A 22,201-nucleotide genomic window follows, 5' to 3' on the forward strand; every position below is an offset into this window, starting at 1 on the left:
CGGACACGCGCACCGTAAGGGCTGACACCGGTGTGAAGGTCAAGCGCCCGGCGTGCCGGGCGTCGTCCGTCAGAAGCCCAGCTTGCGCAGCTGCTTCGGGTCGCGCTGCCAGTCCTTGGCGACCTTCACGTGCAGGTCGAGGTAGACGGGCGTGCCGAGCAGTGCCTCGATCTGGCGGCGCGCCTTGGTGCCGACGTCCCGCAGCCGCTGGCCCTTGGGGCCGATGACGATGCCCTTCTGGCTGGTGCGCTCGATGTAGAGGAACGCGTGGATGTCCAGCAGCGGCCGGTCGGCGGGGCGGTCCTCGCGCGGCAGCATCTCCTCCACGACCACGGCGATGGAGTGCGGCAGCTCGTCCCGCACGCCCTCCAGGGCCGCCTCGCGGATCAGCTCGGCGATCATGACCTGCTCCGGCTCGTCCGTGAGGTCGCCCTCCGGGTAGAGCGGCGGGCCCTCGGGGAGCAGCGGCACGAGCAGGTCGGCGACCAGCTCGACCTGGCGGCCCGCGACCGCCGAGACCGGCACGATCTCGGCGAACTCGAACCCGGCCTCCTTGCCCAGCTGGTCGACGGCGATCAGCTGCTCGGCGAGCGCGTCGCCCTGCACGAGGTCGGTCTTGGTGACCAGCGCGATCTTCGGGGTGCGCTTGATCGCCGCCAGCTCCTTGGCGATGAAGCGGTCGCCGGGGCCGACCTTCTCGTTCGCGGGCAGGCAGAAGCCGATCACGTCCACCTCGGCCCAGGTGGTGCGCACGACGTCGTTGAGGCGCTGGCCGAGGAGCGTGCGCGGGCGGTGGAGGCCCGGGGTGTCCACGAGGACGAGCTGCGCGTCGGGGCGGTGCACGATGCCGCGCACCGAGTGGCGCGTGGTCTGCGGCCGGTTGGAGGTGATGGCGACCTTGGTGCCGACCAGGGCGTTGGTCAGCGTGGACTTGCCCGCGTTGGGCCGGCCGACGAAGCAGGCGAAGCCGGAGCGGTGGACGGGCGCGGGGCTGCTGGGGGTGCGGGGGCTGCTCATGACGCCGGGATCGTCGCACGAAGGGTGCCGTCGAGGCCAGCCAGCAGCACGGGGGTGCCGGGGCCGCCGAGGTCACGGACCGCCGCGAGGTCGTCGGCGGGCAGCGCGTCGGCGCCGCTGACGACGGCGGCGGCCTCCAGGGTGTCGGCGCCGCTGGCGACCGCCATCGCGACGGCGGTGCGCAGCGCGCTCAGCCGCAGCGAGTCGAGGGCGACCGTGGAGGCGGCGTACGTGCGCCCCGTGCCGTCGCGGACGGCAGCGCCCTCGGGGACCTGGTTGCGGGCGCGGGCGCTGCGCGCGAGGGTGATGATCTTGCGGTCCTCGGGGTCGAGGGGGGCGGCCTCGGGGGCTTCACTCATACGGACGAGCCTATGCCCTGCCGCGGGTGGTCACAGCCGCGTGGTGCCCGGCTGGTCGGGCGGCGGCGCGGGGTCCTCGCCCCCGGCGACCTGCTCCAGCTTCTCCACGGCGCGGTCGGCTATGGGCGCCAGGGAGTCCGTGCCCCGGTCGTCGCGCCCCGCCTGGGCGACGCGCAGCACCTGGGCGCCGACCCGCGCGATCACCACGTCCGCCACCACGGGAGTTCGGTCGCGGGCGCCCTCGACGCGCCGTTCGAAGCGCAGGGCGGCGCTCTCCTCGCCGAGCGACCTGACGCCGGGCCCGTCGGCTTCGTCCGCGCCGTCGTACGCCACGGTGACCGTGCCGCGCCCGGGACCCTCGCGGGTGTGGAACGTGCGGCACTCTGCCGCCGTGCGCGCGAAGGCGGCGACGGCGGCGTGGGCCGCGTCCTCGCTCTCGTGCGCGGCGAGCACGGTGGTGACGAACGGGCCGCTCTCCGACTTGGCGAACCCGGCGCGCGCCGCCGTCTCCTCGGAGCTGTCGAACAGGGCGCGGCAGGACCGTTCCTGCGGGCGTGGCACGCCGAAGCCCCGTTCCTTCGCCGAGCGCGCGCTGTCCCCGGCCCAGCCCTCGGGGAAGTCCATCGTGTCCAGCAGCGCCGTCCGCAGCCGCCGCTCCGGCAGCACGTCGGTGCCGACGGACGGGTCGGCGGGCAGCAGGGTCAGTCCCAGCAGGGCCACCCCGGTGACGGCCGCGGCCCTCAGATGCGTGTACATGACTTCCATGGCGCCATCCGGAGGACGGCACGGCCACGCGCGGCCGACCATTCGGGTGACCGCGCGTGGGGGGCGCCAGGCCCTGTCCGACGAAGTGCGCCGTCCGCCGCCAGGCGGGGTGACCGCGGCTGGTGCGGTGCACCGCACGGCGGAGGAATGCCCTCGTGCCGGAGGCCCCCCTTCCGGGAAGGCATGGGCGTTCCGGCAACCCTGCGGGTCAATACACCTAGGACTCGGGCAACGACTCCGCCGGGTCCGGTGCCAGGGGTTCCACGAGGACGCGGTCGATGCGGTTGCGGCGCCCGGCGGTGGACTCGGCGGTCAGGCGCAGCGCCGAGGGCAGCGTGCCCTGGTGGTGCGGCGCGGCCTGCTCCGGGGCGATGTCCACCGTGGCGGAGGCGCCGGGGATCGGGACGCGGCCGAGCGCCTTGGCCAGCAGGCCACCGACGGTCTCCACGTCCTCGTCGTCCAGCAGCAGCCCGTACAGCTCGCCGAGCGCGCCGATGTCGAGCCTGGCGGTGACGCGGCGCGCGCCGTCCGCCAGTTCCTCGACGGGCGGCAGCTCGGTGTCGTACTCGTCGGTGATCTCGCCGACGATCTCCTCCAGGATGTCCTCGATGGTGACGAGGCCCGCCGTGCCGCCGTACTCGTCGATGACGACGGCGACATGGCTGTGGTCGCGCTGCATCTCGCGCAGGAGGTCGCCCGCGTTCTTCGTGTCGGGCACGAAGGTGGCGGGCCTGGCGACGGTCTCCACCAGGCGCGTCTCGGCCTCGCGGCTGACGTGCACCCGCCGGGCGAGGTCCTTGAGGTAGACGATGCCGATGATGTCGTCGTCGCTCTCCCCGGTGACGGGGATGCGGGAGAAGCCGGACCGCAGGGCGAGGGTGAGGCCCTGGCGGAGCGTCTTGTGCCGGTCTATGGACACCAGGTCGGTGCGCGGCACCATCACCTCGCGGACCAGGGTGTCGCCCAGTTCGAAGACGGAGTGCACCATGCGGCGTTCGTCGTCCTCGATCAGCGACTCGCGCCCGGCGAGGTCCACGAGGGCGCGCAGCTCCGCCTCGGAGGCGAACGGGCCGCGCCGGAAGCCCCTCCCCGGCGTGAGCGCGTTGCCCAGGATGATCAGGAACTGGGTGAGCGGGCCCAGGACGCGGGCCAGCGGCACCAGGACGTACGAGGCGGCGGTGGCCGTCGCCAGGGGGTGCTGGCGTCCGATGGTGCGGGGCGACACGCCGACCGCGACGAACGACAGCAGCACCATGGCGGCGAAGGCCACCAGCAGCGCCTCCCAGACCTCGGCGAACTCCTGGAGGCAGGCGTGCGCGACGAGGACGGCGGCGGCCATCTCCCCGCAGATGCGCAGGAGGAGTGCCAGGTTGAGGTAGCGGGTGGAGTCGGCGGCGATGACGGCCAGGCGGGGCGCGCCGCGGCGGCCCGCCCGTTCGGCCTCGTCGGCGCGGTAGGTGGTGATCATCGCGATCCCCGCCTCCGCGCAGGAGGACAGCCAGGCCAGCACCAGCAGGCCGACGACGGACATGAGCAGGGTGGCGGTCATGTGGTGGTGGGTGCGGGGGACGGTCCTGGCAGGCCGCGCTCGTCGCGCCAGCCGTCCACGATGGCCTTCTGGAGGCCGAACATCTCGGCCTTCTCGCCTGGCTCCTCGTGGTCGTACCCGAGGAGGTGGAGGACGCCGTGCACGGTGAGGAGTTGCAGCTCGGCGTCCATGGAGTGCCTGGTCGGCGCGTCGGCGCCCTGGGTGCGCGCCACCTCGGGGCACAGGACGACATCGCCGAGGAGTCCCTGCACGGGCTCCTCGTCGTCCTTCGCGGGGGGGCGCAGCTCGTCCATCGGGAAGGACATCACGTCGGTGGGTCCTGGCAGCTCCATCCACTGGAGGTGGAGCTGCTCCATGGCCTCCGCGTCGACCGCGATGACGGAGAGCTCCGACAGCGGGTGGATGCGCATCCGGGCCAGGGTGTAGCGCGCGATGTCGAGCAGGGCCTGTGCGTCGATGTCCAGGCCGGACTCGTTGTTGACCTCGATCGCCATGGTGGTGGGCGGCTACTTTCCGGTCCTGTCGGTTCTGTCTGTCCTGGCCGGCCTGTCCGGCCCGGCTGCCCGGCCGGACTCCTCGGCGCGGTCGAAGCGGTCGTACGCGTCCACGATGCGGCCGACCAGCTTGTGGCGGACGACGTCCTGGCTGGTGAGGCGCGAGAAGTGGACGTCGTCCACGCCGTCGAGGATGTCCTGGACCTGGCGCAGGCCGCTCTTCGTGCTGCCCGGGAGATCGACCTGGGTGACGTCGCCGGTGATGACGATCTTGGACTCGAAGCCGAGGCGGGTGAGGAACATCTTCATCTGCTCGGGGTTCGTGTTCTGCGCCTCGTCCAGGATGATGAACGCGTCGTTGAGCGTCCGGCCGCGCATGTACGCCAGCGGCGCGACCTCGATGGTCCCGGCGCTGAGGAGGCGCGGGATGGAGTCGGGGTCGAGCATGTCGTGCAGGGCGTCGTACAGGGGGCGCAGGTACGGGTCGATCTTCTCGTAGAGCGTGCCCGGCAGGAAGCCGAGGCGCTCGCCAGCCTCCACGGCGGGGCGGGTGAGGATGATCCGGTTGACGCGCTTGGACTGGAGCGCCTGCACGGCCTTGGCCATGGCGAGGTAGGTCTTGCCGGTGCCCGCCGGGCCGATGCCGAAGACGATGGTGTGCGTGTCGATGGCGTCGACGTACCGCTTCTGGTTGAGCGTCTTGGGGCGGATGGTCTTGCCGCGGTTGGACAGGATGTTCTGCGTCAGCACCTGCGCGGGGCTGGTGCCCTCGGCGCCGCGGAGCATCGCGATGGAGCGTTCTACGGCGTCCTCGGTGAGCGGCTGGCCGGTCCGCAGGACGAGCATCATCTCGTCGAACAGACGCTGGACCAGGGCGACTTCCGCCTGGTCGCCGGTGGCGCGGATCTCGTTGCCACGGACGTGGATGTCGGTGGCGGGGAAGGCTTCCTCGATGACGCGCAGCAGCGCGTCGCCCGAGCCCAGGACCGTGACCATGGGGTGCTTGGCGGGGACGGTGAACCGGGCGGTCGCCTCGGCGGCGCCGGCCGCCGGCTGGTGTGTGGGTGTCTGCGTCATGGGTGGCCGCGGGACCGGCCTGCTCATCCCTCTCTGCACTGGTCTGCACGAACTGCGCCGGATGTGCCCGGCGCCGGAGCGCCGGGGGCCTCCAGGGTACGACGCGGGGCCCGTGGTGCCACAGGGAAAATACTCACGAAAGCCTTACGGAGGGCGATCGCACCTGCTCCCCGCGGCCTTGACACGCCGGGCGGGCGCGCCGTCCCCCTGGTCACTTCCGTCTCACCCCCGGAAGCCGAGCGTCGGGACGGCCCTGCGGCGCGGCCAGCCGGGCGCGGGTCCCGGCAGCAGGTCGGCGAGGAAGGCGTAGCGCCGCAGTTCGCGGTCGTAGCCGTCGGCGCCGGGGGGCGACGAGCACACGTAGCGCCACCAGGCCGCGACCTCGCGCCAGCCGGGCGCCGACAGCGAGCCGCCGAACTCCTGGACGGACAGCGCCGCCGTCAGCCCGGCGAGCGCGAGCCGGTCGGCGAGCGGCCAGCCGGCGAGCGTCCCGGCGACGAACCCGGCGGTGAACACGTCCCCGGCGCCGGTCGTGTCCAGCGCCTCCACGACGATCCCGGGCACCTCGGCGGTCTCGCCGGTCCTGCCGTCCGCCGCGTAGGCGCCGTCGGCGCCCATGGTGACGACGGCGAGCGGCACGGCCTCGGTCAGCGCCCGCGCGGCGGCGCGCGGGCAGTCGGTGCGGGTGTAGCGCATGGCCTCGGCGGCGTTGGGGAGGAACGCCTCGCAGTGCGCCAGGTCGGGGAGCGCGGCGAGGTCCCAGGAGCCGGTGTCGTCCCAGCCGACGTCGGCGAAGACCAGCGCGCCGCCGCGCGCGGCCCGCGCGATCCACTCCTGGGGGTGCCCCGGCCGCAGGGAGGCGACGCACGAGCGCGCGCCGGGCGCGGCCCCGGGGCCGTAGGGCGGGGTGTCCCAGCCGGACGGCGCGTCGTGGCCGTGCGTGACCATGGTGCGTTCGCCCTCGTAGGCCATGGAGACGGTGACCGGCGAGTGCCAGCCGGGCACCATGCGGGAGCGCGACAGGTCGATGCCCTCGCCGCGCTCCAGGGTCTCCCAGCAGTACTCGCCGTACTTGTCGTCGCCGAACGCGGCGGCGAGCGACGTACGCAGGCCGAGGCGCGCGAGGGCCGCCGCCATGTTGGCCACGCCGCCGGGGCTCGACCCCATGCCGCTGGCCCAGGTCTCGCCGCCGCGCACGGGGGCGGTGCGCAGGCCGGTGAAGACGATGTCGAGGAAGACCGTCCCGGTGAGGAAGACGTCGACGGCGGGCGCGTCCGGGGTGCGCAGGGCGGCCAGCGGGTCGAAGCCCGCGCAGGGCCGCGGGGTGTGCATGTGGTCGAGGCCCGCGTACGGGCCGGGGTTCCCGTCGGTCATGCCGTGCTCCCGGTCATGCTGTGCGTCCGGTCATGCTGTGCTCCCGATCATGGTCGGCCCTCTCTCCTACGGTACGTTCCGGCCCATGAGGCTCACGATCATCGGCGGCGGAGGCTTCCGCGTACCCCTGGTATACCGGGCGCTACTGACACAGACGGCCACCGGCGACGCGCGCTGCACCGAGGTGACGCTCCACGACACCGACCCGCTGCGTGCCCGCGTCATCGCGTCCGTCCTGGCGCGGCAGGCGGAGGAGGCGGCGGAGGCGGGCCTGCCGGACGCCCCGTCCGTGCGGGTCGCGGAGGACCTCGACGACGCGCTGCGTGGCACGGACTTCGTGTTCAGCGCCCTGCGCGCCGGGGGCACGGCGGGCCGGGTCGGGGACGAACGGGCGCCGCTGGCCGAGGGCGTCCTCGGCCAGGAGACGGTGGGCGCGGGCGGGGTGCTGTACGGGCTGCGCACCATCCCGGCGGCCCTGCGCCTGGCGGATCGCGTGCTGGCGGTGGCGCCGGAGGCGTGGGTCGTGAACTTCACCAATCCGGCGGGCATGGTGACGGAGGCGATGGCGACGCGGCTGGGGCACCGCGTCATCGGCATCTGCGACTCGCCGGTGGGCCTGGTGCGCCGGGCGGCCCGCGCGGCGGGCGCCGATCCGGACGAGGTCGGGTTCAGCTACGTCGGGCTGAACCACCTGGGCTGGCTGCTGACGCTCACCCACAAGGGGCGTGACCTGCTGCCCGGCTTGTTGGCGGACGACGCGGCGCTCGCGTCGTTCGAGGAGGGCAGGCTGTTCGGCGCGCGCTGGCTGCGTGCGCTGGGCGCGCTGCCGAACGAGTACCTCCACTACTACTACTACGCGCGGGAGACGCGGGCGGCGGCGCTCGCGGCCGACCGGACGCGGGGCGAGTTCCTGCACCGGCAGCAGAGCGCGTTCTTCGCGGAGGCGGCGCGCGACCCGGCGGGCGCGCCGGCCCTGTGGGAGCGGATCCGCCGCGAACGGGAGGAGACGTACGGCGCCGAGGCCCGCGCGGCGGGCGGCGACGACCGGCCGCGTGACGCCGAGGACCTGGCGGGCGGGGGGTACGAGCACGTGGCGCTCGCCCTGATGCGCGCCATCGCCGGGGACCGGCGCACGCGCCTGATCCTGAACGTCCGCAACAACGGCACCGTCCCCGAACTGCCGGGCCACGCCATCGTCGAGACGGTCTGCGACGTGGACGGACTCGGCGCCCACCCGGTCCCGACCGTCACGCCGGGGCTGGCCGAGACGGGGCTGATGCTCCAGGTGAAGGCGGTGGAGCGGGCGACGATCGAGGCGGCCGTGACGGGCTCGCGCGCCGCCGCGCTGCGGGCGCTCGCGCTGCATCCGCTGGTGGACTCGGCCGACGCGGCTGCCCGCGTCCTGGACCGCGCGGGGGCGCTGCCGCCGCCCGCCTGAGCAGCGCCCGCAATCCATGAGTGTGCAAATAATGCTGTCACATGTATGCTCCCCCTAGCCCCAGCGGGACACGGGAGGTGACGCATGGCCCACGCCGACAGCGACCGCTGGACACGCCTGATCATGCTGCACAGCCGTGTCGAACAGCGCCTCGCCGAGGCGCTGCACCGCGACTCCGCGCTGGGCCTGTCCGAGTTCCGCGCCCTGTGCCACCTGGCCGCCTCCTCCGACGGCGAGCTGCGCATGCAGGAGGTCGCCGACCTCGTGGGGCTGAACCAGAGCACGGTCTCCCGGCTCGCGGGCAGACTCGAACGGGCCGGACTCGCCGAGCGCTGCCACTGCGCCGGCGACCGGCGCGGGGTCTATCTCGGGATCACCGACACGGGGCGCGAACGCCAGGCGCGGGCGCTCCCCGTCTACGAGGCCACCCTCTCCGGCGCCCTGGACGAGGCCGCCGCCTCCACCGACCGGGAGCTGGCGGCCCTGACAAGGCGCCTCCGCCTCCCCACCTGACACCGCTCCCCCGGCCACCCCGTTCATCCCTCACCCCTCGATATATGCATGCCCCTGCATTGCAGGTACATGCATTTCCGTCCAGAAGAGCACCCACAGAGAAACAAGGAACCCCGCCATGGAATCCCCCCTGCTGCGCCCCCACCGCACCCCCGCCCTGCACCTCCCCAACCGCGTCGCCATGGCCCCCATGACCCGCTCCCGCGCCGACGACGCCACCGGCACCCCCACCCCCCTCATGGCGGAGTACTACGCCCAGCGCGCCAGTGCCGGGCTCGTCGTCACCGAGGGCATCTGGCCGCACCGCCTCGGCAAGGGCGGCCCGAGCGTCCCCGGCCTGACCGGGCCCGAGCACGTCGCGGGCTGGCGCCGCGTGACCGGCGCGGTCCACGCGGCGGGCGGCCGGGTCTTCGCGCAGCTGTGGCACGTCGGCAGGGTCAGCCACCCGGAGATACTCGGCGGCGAGCAGCCGGTCGCCCCCTCCGCCGTGCCCGTCCCCGAGGGGCTGATCCACACCGCCTCCGGGAAGCGGGAGTACGTGGTCCCGCGCGCGCTGTCGGCGGCGGAGATCGCGGAGATCGTCACCGCGCACGCGGCCGCCGCCCGGCACGCGGTGGAGGCGGGCTTCGACGGGGTCGAGATCAGCGCCGCGTACGGTTACCTCGGCTCACAGTTCCTCTCCGACAGCGCCAACCTCCGCACCGACGCGTACGCCGACCGCGTGCGTTTCGCCGTGGAGGTGACGGAGGCCGTCGCCGCCGCGATCGGGCCGGAGCGCACCGCGCTGCGCGTCTCCCCCGGCAACGGCGACCTCGGCGCCGTCGAGTCCGATCCCGCCGCCCGTTACCGTCGCCTCCTCGGCGCCCTGGACGGCCTGGGCCTCGCGTACCTGCACGTGGTGGAGTCCGGGGCGTACCCCGCCCTCGCGGACCTGCGTCCCCGCTGGAGCGGCACCCTGGTGGCGACGTACGACGGCGGCGCGGAGCCCGGCGGCGTGCGGCGTGCCGAGGAGGCGGTGCGGGCGGGCCTCGCGGACGTGTACGCCTTCGGGAGACTCTTCCTCGCGAACCCGGACCTGCCCCGCCGGATCGCGGAGGGGGCGCCGCTGAACCCGCAGCGCGGCAGCGGCCTGTACGGGGGTGGCGCGGAGGGTTACACCGACTTCCCGCGTCTGGGTGAGGCCGTACGCGTGACGGCGGGGGCCGGCTCCTGAAGCCCTGCGCACAGCCCCACGGCACCCACGGGGCCCGGAGGGACCCCATGAAACCCATAAGAGGGGAAGGGCCGGACAGGGAAAGCACGAGGCGCGTGACGGCATCCCGGCGGGGTGCCGCCGCGCGGCGCTCGGGGGGTCCCGGTTCTCAACACAGCGTGGTGCGCGGCGATGCGGACCGTGGCCGCCGTCAACTCCCCGACCCCCTGTCGCCGTTGCGCAGCGTAGTGGTCACCGATCCGCAGCGTGAGCCCGGAGAGGGCCCGGAGTGAGGCCCGGCACAGGGACCTTCGTCATCTACGAAGCGCGACCGTAGCCCCCACCGGTGCGCCGCTCCGGATGTGGTGCGGGCCCCGGGGAGACGCCGCGCGGCGGGTGGAACCTCCTACGAGGCGGGGTCGTATCGCACTGCTTTGCGGCACTTCGGCGCCAGTCTCCACACTGGGCCACGTCGCACGATGCGGCCCCCCTTCTCTCCCCCTCCGCCCGGTTCGCGGGCACCGCCCCATGAGGAACGAGGTAGACACCATGACCGCCACCAACGGCACCCTCCGCATCACCCGCAAGGGCACCCTGGCGGGCATCCTGGCCACCGGCGCCGCCCTGACCGCCACCCTCGCCCCCCACGCCAGCGCGGACGAAGCCACCACGCAGCACATCACGAAGACCGCCGAACAGACCGCCTCCCCCACCGCCTTCACCCCGACCGACCGCGCGCAGGCCGAGACCGCGCCCACGCACAGCGGCGACACGGACAGCGACAGCGGTGCCGACACGGCCAAGCCCGACAAGCCCAAGACCGACGACAAGCCTGTCGCCGACGCGCAGCCCGAGCGTGCTCCGGCCGAGGACCCGGGCCGCGGCGCCCACTTCCGCGCCGACGGCAGTGTGATCCCGATCCCGCGTGAGGACCAGCCGAAGGCGAAGCCCGCCTCCGCGCAGGACATCGACAAGTGGATCAAGGAAGCCCTGGACGTCATGGAGGACAACGGCATCCCCGGCTCCTACGAAGGCATCCACCGCAACCTGATGCGCGAGTCCAGCGGTGACCCCCTGACGATCAACCTGTGGGACACCAACGCGCACAAGAACATCCCCTCCAAGGGCCTGCTCCAGGTCATCGAGCCGACGTTCGAGCAGTACCACGTGGACGGCACCAGCGAGAACATCTACGACCCGGTCGCGAACATAGCCGCCGCCTGCAACTACGCCGCCGACCGCTACGGCTCCATGGACAACGTCAACAGCGCGTACTGACCAGACAGAACCACAGAAAACCCCAACAGCACCAACCACCACGGCGCCCGCATCCCCACCCGGGATGCGGGCGCCGCCCCGTACCCACACGACACACGCGGAACGCGACCTCCCGCCCCGTACAGGACATATGCCGCACCATGCCAGCGGAACCGCTTCCCGGACTCGACGAAGGAACCGCCGTGGCGTCACTCGACCACTACCGCACCCTGGGCCGCACCGGTCTGCGCGTGAGCCCGCTCGCCCTGGGGACCATGACGTTCGGCGACCCCAGCTGGGGCGCCGACGACGAGACGTCGGCCGCCATCATCGACCGCTACCTGGACGGAGGCGGCAACTTCCTGGACTCCGCCAACGGCTACACCGAGGGCCGCTCCGAACGGGTCGTCGGCGAGTACCTGCGCGCCCACCCGGGGCTGCGGGACCGCCTCGTCATCGCGACCAAGTTCGCCGGGAACATGCACCCGGGCGACCCCAACGGCGGCGGCGCGGGCCGCAAGGCGATCCTGCACCAGGTCCACGCCTCCCTGGAACGGCTCGGCACCGACTACATCGACCTGTACTGGCAGCACAACTGGGACCGCCACACCCCGCTGGAGGAGACCGCCGCCACGCTGGACGACCTGGTGCGCGCGGGCAAGGTGCGGTACGTCGGCCTGTCCGACACCCCGGCCTGGGCGGTGACGAGGGCGGCGACGATCGCCGAGTTCCGCGGCTGGGCGCCGGTGGCGGCCATCCAGGTGGAGTACTCGCTGCTGCGCCGCACGGTGGAGGGCGAACTGTTCGGCGCCGCGCGGGAGCTGGGCCTGGGCGTCACGCCGTGGAGCCCGCTCGCGTCCGGTGTGCTGTCGGGCAAGTACAGCCGGGAGAACCCGGAGCCGTCCGGTTCCGGGCGCGGCGCGATGGCCGCCGCCCACCTGACCGACCGCACCTTCGACGTGCTGGACGCGCTCCAGCGCGTCAGCTCGCGTCTCGGCACGACGGTGGCCGCCGTGTCGCTGGCCTGGGTGCGGCAGCAGGAGCCCGTCACCTCCACGATCATCGGGGCACGCCGCGTGGACCAGCTGGAGTCGAACCTGGCCTCCCTCGACGTGACGATCCCCGACGAGGACCTGGCGGAACTCGACGGCCTCACCGCCCCGGACCTGGACTTCCCCGCCGCCTTCCTGAAGCAGGTGGCCGTCAACTGGCAGCAGGGCGGCACGACGGTCAACGGCGTACCGTCCGAGACCTTCAGCCGGGGCTGACGGACGCCCGTCAGTCGTCGTCCACGTCGACGCCGTAGCCGCGCGCCAGGTCGGCGAGACCGTGGTCGTACCCCTGGCCCACCACGCGCAGCCGCCACACCGGGCCCCGGCGGTACACCTCGGCGAGCACGAGGGTGCGTTCCGTGGTCGCCGCGTCGAGCGTGGCACGGATCAGCGGCGCGGCGCTCGTGCCGGGGCCCGCGGTCGTCTCGACGGCGCCGACCCCGCCGAACGTGGCCGCGCCGTCGATCGCGGCGGCCACCACGACCTTGCGGGCGGACGGGGGCAGCGTCGCCAGGCTGACGCTCACCGTCTGCTCCGTCGGACCGTCGCTGAGGAGCCGGACCGTGCCACCGGGGTTCTCGGGGGCGCCGTAGAAGACGAAGTCCTCGTCGAACAGCACCTGCTCGTCCTCGTCCAGCACGAAGGCCACGACGTCCACCTCGCACGCCGTCCGCTGCGCCCAGGTCGCCGTGACCGTCCACCGGGTGTCGGGGGTGCGGACGTCCGGCAGGTCGATCACACCGCCGCGCGGAAGCACCCGCGGCGCTGCGGGGCGTTGCCGGGCGGCGGTGGGTCCGGCCGGGGCGGGCGCGTCCAGCCAGGACGGGTCGTGGACGGGGAGGCCGAGAGCGGTGATCCGGCGCATGCGGCGCGCGGTGTCGCCACCGGGGAGGAGGACGACATCGGTCACCCCGGCGGACAGGTTGATCGCCGCCGCGCCACCGAGTCCGGCGATCCTGGCGCGGGCGGCCGCCGCCTGGGCGTGGTCACCGCCGACGACGAGGACGCGTCGGCCGGCCAGCGGGGCCCGCGCGGTGGCCGCGGGCACGGGTGCTCCGTCTCCCTGCGCGGGAATGACCGCGCCTGCCGGTGCTGCCGGTGCTGCCGGTGCTGCCGGTGCTGCCGGTGCTGCCGGTGCTGCCGGTGCTGCCGGTGCTGCCGGTGCTGCCGGTGCTGCCGGGGGGAGCGTGCCGCCGGTGCGGGCCGCCGCTGGTGCCTTCGCGTGCGGTTCTCCGGGGTGAACTTCGGCCAGCAGCCGCAGGTACGTCGCCTCATCGATGACGGGTACGCCGCTCTCCCGCGCGCGAACGGTCTTGGCGGACGCGCCGGCCGGCTCGTTGGTCACCAGGACGCTGGTGTGCCGGCTGACCGAGTTCATCACGTTCAGCCCGGCGGCGACGGACCTGCCGACCAGCTCCGCGCGGGACATGCCGGTCCCTCCGCTGATCGCGACCTTCATGCCCTGGACCAGCGGCGCCCCCGGCGCCAGCGGACCCGGGCAGCGATAGGCGCAGGGCGTCTTGGGAGGCTGCGGCACCCACTGCGCGTCCTGCCTCGGCGGGCAGGCGACGAACGGCAGCGGCACGTCGAGGCGTGCGGCTTCCCCGAGCGAAGCCCGCAGCACCCCGGCGAGTACGCGGGTGTCGTCCAGGGCGTCGTGCGCCTTGTGCTGCGGGACGCCGTAATGGGCGGCCAGCGTGCCGAGCCGCAGGTCGTCCGTGGGGGGATCGACCCGCCGGTTCAGCGCGAGTGTGCACAGGCGCCGCTGCACGGGCAGCCACCTGCGGACCCGCGCGAACTCGTGCGCGAGGAAGTCGTAGTCGAACTGGGCGTTGTGCGCGACGAGGACGCGCCCTTCCAGCATCCCCCCGACCCGCTCGGCGACCTGGTCGAACGTGGGCGCGCCCAGGAGCCGTTCCGCCGTCAGCCCGTGGATGTGGACGGGGCCGGGATCGCAGCCGGGGTCGAGCAGTGTCGAGAACTCGCCGGTCTGCGTGCCGTCCGGTCCGAGCGTCACGACCGCGAGGGACAGCACCCTGTCGCGGCGTGCGATCAATCCGGAGGTCTCCACGTCGACCAGCGCCCAGTCATGGGCGTGATCCGTGGCGCGGAAGTGACTGAGGAGAGGAGCGGCGAGCGGCATTCGCCAAGGATGGGCCACCGTCCCTGGCGCCTCAACCCGCTGGGAGAATCGTCCCGATGAGTCCCGGCGCCGCCCCGCCGCATGTGTCAGGTGGTCCTGCGGCGGGGGACGGGGACGCGCATCAGGTCTTCGGCGACGGTCAGTTCGCCCTCGTAGCCCGCTTCGCGCGCTTCGCGGGTGAAGGCCCCGGGGTCGGTGTAGCGCTGGGAGAAGTGCGTCAGGACGAGGTGGCGTACGCCCGCGTCGGCCGCGACGCGGGCCGCCTGCGCGGCGGTCAGGTGCCCGTACTCGTGGGCGAGGGCGGCGTCCGCGTCAAGGAAGGTGGACTCGATCACGAGCATGTCGCAGCCCTCGGCGAGCGCGTACACGCCGTCGCACAGCCGTGTGTCCATCACGAAGGCGAAGCGTTGTCCGCGCCTGGTCTCGCTGACCTCGGCCAGCGTGACGCCGCGCAGGCGGCCGTCACGCTGGAGGCGTCCCACGTCGGGGCCGGTGACGCCGCGCTCAGCGAGCCGGCCGGGCAGCATGCGGACGCCGTCCGGCTCGGTGAGGCGGTAGCCGAAGCAGTCCACGGGGTGGGACAGGCGGTGGGCGGTGAGGGTGAACGGGGCGGTGTCGCCGGTCAGTTCGCCGTCGCCCGCAACGGGGCGCGGCTCGATGCGGGCCGTCTCGTGGTAGGAGGTGGAGTACCTGAGGCGCTCGAAGTACCGCTCGCCGCTTGCCGGGTAGTGGGCGTGCACCGGGTGCGGCACCTTGTCGAGGCTGATCCGCTGGAGGACGCCGGAGAGGCCGAGCGAGTGGTCGCCGTGGAAGTGGGTGACGCAGATGCGGGTGAGGGAGTGCGCGGTGACCCCGGCGAGCGTCATCTGCCGCTGGGTGCCCTCGCCGGGGTCGAAGAGGATCGTCTCGTCGTCCCAGCGCAGGGCGTAACCGTTGTGATTGCGGTGGCGCGTGGGGACTTGGCTCGCGGTGCCCAGGACAATCAGCTCACGGGGAGACACTTCGCCCCTTTCCCTTTGCTCATGGATACATCTCATGCATAGTGCTCCTGCGCCGCGTCCGGATGATCCGCCACGTGCCGCTCGCATCCCTCCGTTTCTCCGCGAAAGGCTTTCCATGGGCTTCCTCAAGCGCCTCGCTCTCGCTGTCTCCGGCGCCGCCCTCCTCGCCACAGGCCTCGGCACGTCCCCCGCGTCCGCCCTTCCCAGTTCCGTCTGCATGACGGTGTACAACGGGACCGGCTCCGACCTCGGCGAGGGGTGTTTCTTCCACCACGGCGACATCTTCACCGTCGAGGACCACAGGGCGGACGGCGCGCGGGTGGTCGCCGAGTGGCACACGGACTACGACCGCAGCGGCGAGTGCCACAACGCCTACGGGGCCAACGACCGCACCGTCACCTGCAACTACAACATGAAGGAAACGGGGGTCGTGTCCTTCTCCGTCTGTGTGCAGAAGGGTGCCACGGGCCAGCCCATCACCTGTAGCCCGCACGCCTATGTGTCCATAGGCAACGGCGCGAGACTCTGACGGCCCGGCCCCCGGGTGTCACCCGGGAGGCCACTCCAGGCCGCGTCCGCCGAGGATGTGCGCGTGCGTGTGGAAGACGGTCTGGCCCGCGCCGCTGCCGGTGTTGAAGACGATCCGGTACCCGGAGTCGAGCACCTTGTCGTCCATGGCCACCTGGTGTGCCTCGCGCACGACGTCCGCCAGGATCGCGGGCGACGCGGCGGCCAGCGCCGCGGCGTCCGGGTAGTGCGCCCGGGGGATCACCAGGACGTGCGTGGGCGCCTGGGGGTTGATGTCGCGGAAGGCGACGGTGGTGTCCGTCTCCCGGACGATCGTGGCCGGGACGTCTCCGGCGACGATCTTGCAGAACAGGCAGTCGGCCTGCGGCTCTCCCGGCATGGCGTTCGTGCTCTCCTCGGGCGTCGGGTCCGTTGCGCTACGCCCGGGATGCTACCGCCCCGGCCCCGCACTCCCGCCCGCGCACGCGGATCACCGCCCGTCACCCCACGCGTTCCTCCTCCCACCCCGGCCCGGCCGCGCGACGTACCCGGAGGACGTCGCTGGAGTGCCCGATGGCGTAGCCGCCGCCCGGCTGTGCGTGCCGGCTCCTGAGGTACTCCGCCAGTTCCTCCCGGTCCGGCCGTTTCTCCATGACGGCGAGCTGCGGCACGTTCAGCATGAACTCGGCGACCGCGAGCGCCGTCTCCTCCTCGGCGGCCCGGTAGGTCGCGGGCAGCTTGTCGCGGGTGAGGTCGCCCACGATCCCCTCGCCGGACGCGGCCAGTTCCTCCGCGAGGACGGCGAGGTCCATGCGCACGCCGGTGAAGTGCCGCACCATGCTCATGCAGTCGTCGTCCGGGTCCTGGAGCATGATGACCAGTTCACGCCCCGGTCTGACCCAGCCGAGCAGCCGCAGCACGGTCTCGCGCCACTCCTGCGGCGGCACGTAGTAGAGGACGTGCGAGAGGAGCGCGAAGTCGGCCCGCAGGTCGAGCCCCGCCCGAAGGAAGGGATCGGTCACGATCACGGCGGCCGGGCAGACCTCCCGTAGCCGCGCCCGCAGGTGCTCCCCCGGCTCGATCGCGACGGTCGCCCCGAAGTACGGCGCCAGGTGACGCGTCGTCACCCCCTCGCCCGCACCGGCGTCCACCCATACGCCCCGCTCGGGCAGCGCGGTCACGATGTCCGTCAGGTACGGGTGCACCGACGCCTTCTCGTCCGTCCCGGCGAGGAACGCCTCGAAGACCCGCCGGTACGCCTCCTCCTCCACGCCGATGACCCGCACCGGTCCCGTGAAGTCGCCCATCTCCCTGCCCCCTTCGCCCCCGCCACGCTCCGCGTTCACATGGCTACGCCAAGCTAACACTGCGTCACGGCCACCACCAGAGGCGCACGGAGTGCACAAGGGTCGCTCGGGGCGCATCCACCACACGACGGCGCACGCCCCCTCACCCGGGAAACCCGTCGGCCCCCTGCCCTCGGGTCGCTTCGCACCCGGCCTCTCCATAGTCCGAACGCGTGACCGAAAGAGGAGCGGGAACGTCCATGCGCCGGAAGTGATCGCCCGGGGACGCGACGGCGTGCCGGACACCGGGATGGTCTCGCCACCATGGACCTCGAAGTCGGCGCCGGCGGCCCGGCCGAGCGCGGCGGCGAGGGTGGTGGCCGCCGTGGCGGCGAGCGTGGCGAGGAAACCGGTGCCGGCGAGGCGGCGGAGCCGGTGGGGGTGGCCGGTGCGGTCGGCGCCCGGGTGGGTCACGACGGCCGTTTCCTTCGTGCTGTCCATGCCGTTCCCTTCCGTATGCGGTGAAGGCCTGGCTTCCGGGCGGAGTGACGAACCCGCACTTCGGGCGTGTGACAGTCGGGTCGCGCCGGGCGCGGACGCCGGTGCCGCGGAGCCGGAACGCGGTTCCTCCGCGATCACGGCGATGCGTGCGCCGGCGCGCAGCGCGAGCGTTCGTACCGGGTTCACTCGGTGCCGTCGGCCGGCAGGCGCTCCGGGAGTCCGAGCCGCGGGAACCGATCGTCGTGGAACGTGGTGATCTCGGTGATCGTCCCGCCGGTGACGCGCAGGACGTCGATCGTCAGCGGCAGGTACGCGCCCTCGGACTGCCGCCAGAGGTAGAAGGCCAGGGCGGGCTGCCGGTTCACCGAGGTGGGAACGGCGCGCAGGCCGGTCATGCCCTCGAAGCCGCTCTCGGTCAGGAACGTCACCACCGCGTCGCGGCCGACGTACAGGCCGGGCGCGGGCGGCATCGAGAAACGGACGTCGTCCCGCAGCATCGCGGCGAGCGCCCTGACGTCCGTGGCCACGCTGGCCTCGGCGTAGCGGCGCACCAGCTCACGCAGGGTGGCGTCCTCCTCCCCGCCGGTCCAGTCCTGCCGCTCCGCGGGCAGGTGCTCCCGCATCCCGGCCCGTGCGCGCTGCAACGCGCTGTTCACGGAGTTGACGGAGTCGCCGAGGAGTTCCGCGACGCCCTTCGCCGGCCAGCCGAGCACGTCCCGCAGGATCAGCGCGGCCCGCGGACGCGGCGCGAGGTGCTGGACCGCAACCAGGTACGCCAGCTCGATCGTCTCCCGCGCGACGGCGACGGTCTCCGGCTCGTCCGCGTCACCCGCGGGCAGTTCGTCGAGCAGCCGGTCCGGGTAGGGCTGTAGCCACCGCGCCTCGCCGCCGGTCGCGGGTTCGGGGCGGCGCGTGGCGAGCAGATCCAGGCAGGCGTTGGTGGCGATGCGGTAGAGCCAGGCCCGGAACGTCGACCGCCCCTGGAAGGTCTCCCGCCGCCGCCAGGCACGCAGGAACGTCTCCTGCACGGTGTCCTCGGCGTCCTCGAACGACCCGAGCATCCGGTAGCAGTGGACGTGCAGCTCCCGCCGGTGCCGCTCGGCCAGCCCCGAGAACTCGGACTCGTCGGCCTCTCCCGGATTGCGCGCGCCCGGCCCGCTCGTACCCAGCTCCTCAGTCATCGTGTCCGCCCTCATCACGTCATCCCTCCGTCCCGCCCTGTCCGGTCATACATATGACGGACGGGGTCGCGAAAACTCATCACCGGGATCGGTCGATGTCCGGAACGCTGTCCGTCACCTGGCCGAGTCGAGGCGCGAGTCGATCGTGGCGGACACCGACGACGGGTTCGCCGCCGCGCGAGCCCAGCAGAGCACCGACCTGTCCGGTGTCCTGCCCCGCCGGCCGGCGAAGGCCGCCGCCACCGATCCCGGAGAGCTGTCAGCGGACGGTGCTCACGGGGTTGTCCGGGCGTTCTCCAGCAGGTCGGCCGCCTGGGTGCGGCCGAGTTCACGGGCGATGGTCAGGGGCGTATGTGATCTGACCGGGCGGCGCAGGCGCGTCGGGTGTTCCATGTGCGCGTCGGGGTCGCCGCCGGCCTCCACGAGGAGCCGGACGGCCGCGAGCGCGTCCGGGCCCTCGGCGGTGACCGCTTCGTGGAGCGGTGTGCGGCCGTGCTCGTCGGGCGCGCTGGGGTCCGCGCCCGTGGCGAGGAGCGCCTCGATGACGTCCGGCGCGATGTCCGGCGCGGACTTGACGCGGAGGCGCGGGGTGAGAGCCAGGTGCAGCGGGGTGGTTCCGGCGCTCACGTCCCCGAAGCCGGGGCAGTGCCGTTGCGGGTGCCGATAGGTCCAGGGAATCCTGTAGGTCTCGCGGAGGGCCGCGCCAGGGTCGGCGCCGGCTTCGGCCAGAGCGCGCACGACAGCGGCGGAACGCCCGATGACGGCCAGGTGCATGGGGGTGAGCCCCGAGGCGTTCAGCGGCCCGAGCGCCGGTGTCCCGGCCAGGGCCTCCCGGACGGCCGCGATGTCCCCGAGCGCGCAGGCTCGCGGGAAGAGGTCCGCCGCGGACGGCGGTGGCACGGCCTCCAGCTCCCCGAGCATCCGCGACAGGGGATCGGGGTCGGGGATTCCCTCCTCTTCATCCCAGTCGTGATCGATGACGTGGACCGGGGGGTCGCCCGTCCCGGCCTCGTCGAGGTCCACCAGCCAGTAGAACTGGGTGCTGGTCATGGCGATGAAAAGCCACGCCCGCCCCCGTGGCCCGTCCTCTTCCTCGATTTCGAGCGGCATCGGGTACTCGATCGTCCCGATGCCGTCCTCGTCGAGGAGGACATGGGCGTCGGGCCAGTCGGTCGAGAGCAGGGCCTGGATGTCGGCCGGGAGCAGCCGTTCGCCGATCGGCGTCGTGACGGTCCACCCGTCGCGTGGGGCGAAGTCGTCGGGCACTGTGCCTCGCAGGCGTTCCAGTTCGCGCAGAACCTCCGGACGCAGCACTCCGGCCGGGCCCGGGGGTGTCGTGTCGTTCACGGGCACTTCCCTTGCAGTGGTGGCCCAGGCTTCCTGCGGTCCCGGGCCGGAACACAGGGCGCCCATTCAACCAGCAGGCCCGCGCGGACAGCGCTGCCGGTCACGGGCCAGGAGGGCGGCCATACGCGCCACTTCCGCCCCCGCCGCCACGGCCGGTGTCCGCCTGTACGGCACACGCACGTTCCCGCACCATTGCCCAGTGCACTGTGCCGGTCGGGGGCTCGGAGGGGAACATGGTGTATCGCATCCATTTCACAGTCGAGGACCTGGCGCGCACCCCCCTCGGCGTGGCCGTCCTCAACGCCCCCTCCCGCCCCCGGACCGCTGACGCGGAACGGCCCTGCCTCCCTTGGGGGGAGGAGGCGGGGCCGTGTCCGGGTCCGCCGCGTGTCAGGCGCAGGCGGAGAAGGTGGCTTCGGTGTACCAGAGGGTCCGCAGGTCGTTGCCGACGTACATCCCCCAACGCCCGTCGTCGGTGCGGGTGAAGGTGACGTACCGGCCGGACGCCCTGCCCTCGTAGGAGATCCGGTTCCCCGATCCCGGTGTCCCGGAGAGCTGCCCGCTGGCGCGGGCCAGGGTGTCCGACCCGACGATGCCGTCGCTGGCCGTGCCGTGGTCGGCCTGCCACGTCCTGGTGGCGGCGGCGGTCGCCGGGCCGAACCGGCAGTCGATGGCGGCGGTGGAGGACAACTGCCCGTCGGCCCACAGGATCGCCTGCCACATGGCGGCGACGTTGCTGTGCGCGTACGACGACTGCGAGATGGGGCCCTCGTCGTTCCAGTCGTCCCAGGCGACGCCGGTGCCGTGTACGACACCGCCGCTCGCGTTCGCCGAGGCGGGTGTGGCGGAGACGGCCACGCTCCCGCCGAGGGCCAGGGCCACCGCCGCGGCGGCTGCTTTCGTGCGAAGCGACATCCTCTGTCTTCCCTCCGTCGTCCATCGGGTCCCACGGGCCGACCGGCTCCCCCCTGCGCGGCCGGCCCGCCCGTCAGATACTCCGCGCGCGACGGGTCGCCGGGCAACGACCTTCGGCCCAGGCCGAATCACCCCCGTCCGCCGCTCAGTCCCCCTGCGCCCAGGCCGCCACCGGCAGGGACAGGTAGACGCCGAAGTCCGCCAACCCCGTGGCGGCGCCGATCCGTTCGTGGAGCTGGTCCACACGCCGCTGCCGGTCGGCGGCCCGGCTCTCGTACCACTTGGAACGCACTTCGATCACCACATCGAGACCACCGCCGTCCAGCGGGCCACGCGGCCGGAACCGCAGGTCCACGTCGCCCGGTTGCAGATCCCCGTCGTACGGCTCCTCGGGACACTCCACGGCCGGTGACACCAAGTACAACAGTGCAGAACGCAGTTGAAACAGCAACGACTCATCGGCATGGGGCGCATACGTGATCTCCGCCAAGGGCATCACACCACCGTACGCAGCCCCGCCACAACGGACGTCCCGGGGCGAACGGGACGCTTCAACTCCCGCGTCCACCAAGGAGTTCCAAGGTTCACGACGCCGGGAAGTGGCGTTACTATCCGGGTTCGTATCACGCACGTACGATCGAGGAACTCATGAGCACGCGCTTGGGGCCGCTGGAACTGTCCGGCGGCCGGTGGGTCGTCGGAGATCTGAAACGGGCGGGCGGTTCCTGCTTCGTCCTCGCCGACGCGGGTCTCGAACACCGCAGACCGGGGCCGCAGGAGACCCGGACGCTGATCCCGTGGCCCCGCTTCCGGGTCCTCCACCTGCGCGCGACCCGGCGCACCTGGCTCGCCGCGCGCCCCCTGGGGATGCTGAACGGCGCGAGCGCAGCCGGTCCGGTCGGCGGCCCCGCCGCCTGCTCGATGGCGGGCCTGCTGCGCGACCCGTACGAGTACTGGACCGTGGGCTACTCCCACCACCGGCGCGAGTACGACCACAAGGACATCTACCTCGCCGGCCACCTCTTCCCCATCACCGTCAAGGCCGGGGCGGCCGACCGCCTCGGCGACCCCGAGTGGGTGGGCGACGTCGTGGCGCGGCTGACCGAGCTGCGCGGCCTGCCGTACGAGGCGGCCGGGCGGGAGGCGACCGGCATCGTCAGGGAGTACGCGACCTGCCCCGTCTGACGGGCGCGCCGGTCCGGGCCGGGGCAGGGGGGGCAGGTCGCGGGCCGG

General features: G+C 73.1%; 22 protein-coding genes and 1 pseudogene. 7 read left to right on the plus strand and 16 right to left on the minus strand.

Going from position 1 to position 22,201, the window contains the following annotated elements:
• Positions 1 to 69: 69 nt before the first annotated feature.
• From era to ACL02R_RS07590, 7 genes are all read right to left on the minus strand, one after another.
• Positions 70 to 1,017 (minus strand): GTPase Era, encoded by a 948-nt coding sequence (gene era / locus ACL02R_RS07560; RefSeq protein ID WP_412796081.1) that lies wholly within the window; start codon positions 1,015 to 1,017, stop codon positions 70 to 72.
• Positions 1,014 to 1,376, minus strand: a complete 363-nt coding sequence (locus ACL02R_RS07565; RefSeq protein ID WP_412796082.1) for a cytidine deaminase — start codon at positions 1,374 to 1,376, stop codon at positions 1,014 to 1,016. The genes era and ACL02R_RS07565 overlap by 4 nt, the downstream gene beginning before the upstream one ends.
• Before the next feature lie 30 nt (positions 1,377 to 1,406).
• On the minus strand, positions 1,407 to 2,132 hold the full coding sequence (locus ACL02R_RS07570; RefSeq protein ID WP_412796083.1) for a hypothetical protein: 726 nt from the start codon (positions 2,130 to 2,132) through the stop codon (positions 1,407 to 1,409).
• A 226-nt stretch (positions 2,133 to 2,358) separates the two neighbouring features.
• Positions 2,359 to 3,690: a hemolysin family protein gene (locus ACL02R_RS07575; protein ID WP_412796084.1), complete on the minus strand. Its 1,332-nt coding sequence runs from the start codon at positions 3,688 to 3,690 to the stop codon at positions 2,359 to 2,361.
• Positions 3,687 to 4,184, minus strand: a complete 498-nt coding sequence (gene ybeY / locus ACL02R_RS07580; RefSeq protein ID WP_412796085.1) for an rRNA maturation RNase YbeY — start codon at positions 4,182 to 4,184, stop codon at positions 3,687 to 3,689. Before ybeY ends, ACL02R_RS07575 begins: the two co-directional genes overlap by 4 nt.
• Positions 4,185 to 4,196: 12 nt before the next feature.
• The gene (locus ACL02R_RS07585; protein ID WP_412796086.1) at positions 4,197 to 5,261 is read right to left on the minus strand and encodes a PhoH family protein; all 1,065 of its coding nucleotides are present in this window, start codon (positions 5,259 to 5,261) and stop codon (positions 4,197 to 4,199) included.
• Between the two features lie 222 nt (positions 5,262 to 5,483).
• The gene (locus ACL02R_RS07590; RefSeq protein WP_412796187.1) at positions 5,484 to 6,593 is read right to left on the minus strand and encodes a carbohydrate kinase family protein; all 1,110 of its coding nucleotides are present in this window, start codon (positions 6,591 to 6,593) and stop codon (positions 5,484 to 5,486) included.
• Between the two features lie 127 nt (positions 6,594 to 6,720).
• On the opposite strand from ACL02R_RS07590, the gene ACL02R_RS07595 reads away from it, so the two are divergent.
• The 5 genes from ACL02R_RS07595 (at position 6,721) to ACL02R_RS07615 (ending at position 12,303) form a co-directional block, all read left to right on the plus strand.
• Entirely contained in the window at positions 6,721 to 8,073 is a 1,353-nt protein-coding gene (locus tag ACL02R_RS07595; RefSeq protein ID WP_412796087.1) for a 6-phospho-beta-glucosidase, read from the plus strand.
• Positions 8,074 to 8,157: 84 nt separating this feature from the next.
• Positions 8,158 to 8,586 (plus strand): MarR family winged helix-turn-helix transcriptional regulator, encoded by a 429-nt coding sequence (locus tag ACL02R_RS07600; protein ID WP_412796088.1) that lies wholly within the window; start codon positions 8,158 to 8,160, stop codon positions 8,584 to 8,586.
• Between the two features lie 118 nt (positions 8,587 to 8,704).
• Positions 8,705 to 9,799 (plus strand): alkene reductase, encoded by a 1,095-nt coding sequence (locus ACL02R_RS07605; RefSeq protein WP_412796089.1) that lies wholly within the window; start codon positions 8,705 to 8,707, stop codon positions 9,797 to 9,799.
• Positions 9,800 to 10,327: 528 nt separating this feature from the next.
• Positions 10,328 to 11,056 (plus strand): transglycosylase SLT domain-containing protein, encoded by a 729-nt coding sequence (locus ACL02R_RS07610; RefSeq protein WP_412796090.1) that lies wholly within the window; start codon positions 10,328 to 10,330, stop codon positions 11,054 to 11,056.
• Positions 11,057 to 11,238: 182 nt separating this feature from the next.
• Complete coding sequence (locus ACL02R_RS07615; RefSeq protein ID WP_412796091.1) at positions 11,239 to 12,303, plus strand: aldo/keto reductase; 1,065 nt, start codon at positions 11,239 to 11,241, stop codon at positions 12,301 to 12,303.
• Between the two features lie 10 nt (positions 12,304 to 12,313).
• On the opposite strand, the gene ACL02R_RS07620 is transcribed toward ACL02R_RS07615, so the two are convergent.
• Both ACL02R_RS07620 and ACL02R_RS07625 read right to left on the minus strand, forming a co-directional pair.
• Entirely contained in the window at positions 12,314 to 14,230 is a 1,917-nt protein-coding gene (locus tag ACL02R_RS07620) for a TerD family protein (RefSeq protein ID WP_412796092.1), read from the minus strand.
• An 86-nt stretch (positions 14,231 to 14,316) separates the two neighbouring features.
• A complete protein-coding gene (locus tag ACL02R_RS07625) occupies positions 14,317 to 15,231 on the minus strand; it encodes a ribonuclease Z (protein ID WP_412796093.1) in 915 nt (304 codons plus the stop codon).
• Positions 15,232 to 15,346: 115 nt separating this feature from the next.
• Here ACL02R_RS07625 and ACL02R_RS07630 point away from each other — a divergent pair, with 115 nt between their 5' ends.
• Positions 15,347 to 15,760 carry a hypothetical protein gene (locus tag ACL02R_RS07630; RefSeq protein ID WP_412796094.1) on the plus strand — a complete coding sequence of 138 codons (414 nt, stop codon included), beginning with the start codon at positions 15,347 to 15,349 and terminating at the stop codon, positions 15,758 to 15,760.
• An 18-nt stretch (positions 15,761 to 15,778) separates the two neighbouring features.
• Here ACL02R_RS07630 and ACL02R_RS07635 read toward each other — a convergent pair whose 3' ends face one another.
• From ACL02R_RS07635 to ACL02R_RS07665, 7 genes and pseudogenes are all read right to left on the minus strand, one after another.
• Positions 15,779 to 16,138, minus strand: coding sequence for a histidine triad nucleotide-binding protein (locus ACL02R_RS07635; RefSeq protein WP_412796095.1), 360 nt, complete (start codon positions 16,136 to 16,138; stop codon positions 15,779 to 15,781).
• A 100-nt stretch (positions 16,139 to 16,238) separates the two neighbouring features.
• Positions 16,239 to 17,045: a methyltransferase domain-containing protein gene (locus tag ACL02R_RS07640; protein WP_412796188.1), complete on the minus strand. Its 807-nt coding sequence runs from the start codon at positions 17,043 to 17,045 to the stop codon at positions 16,239 to 16,241.
• A 342-nt stretch (positions 17,046 to 17,387) separates the two neighbouring features.
• A pseudogene (locus ACL02R_RS07645) lies at positions 17,388 to 17,525 on the minus strand (hypothetical protein); the annotation flags it as partial.
• 182 nt (positions 17,526 to 17,707) lie between these two features.
• Positions 17,708 to 18,706 (minus strand): RNA polymerase subunit sigma-70, encoded by a 999-nt coding sequence (locus ACL02R_RS07650; RefSeq protein WP_412796096.1) that lies wholly within the window; start codon positions 18,704 to 18,706, stop codon positions 17,708 to 17,710.
• A 273-nt stretch (positions 18,707 to 18,979) separates the two neighbouring features.
• Positions 18,980 to 20,053, minus strand: a complete 1,074-nt coding sequence (locus ACL02R_RS07655) for an ankyrin repeat domain-containing protein (RefSeq protein ID WP_412796097.1) — start codon at positions 20,051 to 20,053, stop codon at positions 18,980 to 18,982.
• A gap of 390 nt (positions 20,054 to 20,443) precedes the next feature.
• Positions 20,444 to 20,968 carry a peptidoglycan-binding domain-containing protein gene (locus tag ACL02R_RS07660; protein WP_412796098.1) on the minus strand — a complete coding sequence of 175 codons (525 nt, stop codon included), beginning with the start codon at positions 20,966 to 20,968 and terminating at the stop codon, positions 20,444 to 20,446.
• A 145-nt stretch (positions 20,969 to 21,113) separates the two neighbouring features.
• Positions 21,114 to 21,464, minus strand: coding sequence for a hypothetical protein (locus ACL02R_RS07665; RefSeq protein ID WP_412796099.1), 351 nt, complete (start codon positions 21,462 to 21,464; stop codon positions 21,114 to 21,116).
• Positions 21,465 to 21,616: 152 nt separating this feature from the next.
• Between ACL02R_RS07665 and ACL02R_RS07670 the strand changes: the two genes are divergently transcribed.
• Positions 21,617 to 22,153 carry a hypothetical protein gene (locus tag ACL02R_RS07670; RefSeq protein WP_412796100.1) on the plus strand — a complete coding sequence of 179 codons (537 nt, stop codon included), beginning with the start codon at positions 21,617 to 21,619 and terminating at the stop codon, positions 22,151 to 22,153.
• The last annotated feature ends 48 nt before the right edge of the window (positions 22,154 to 22,201 follow it).

Source organism: Streptomyces sp. MS19, assembly GCF_047200595.1.
Lineage (GTDB): Bacteria > Actinomycetota > Actinomycetes > Streptomycetales > Streptomycetaceae > Streptomyces.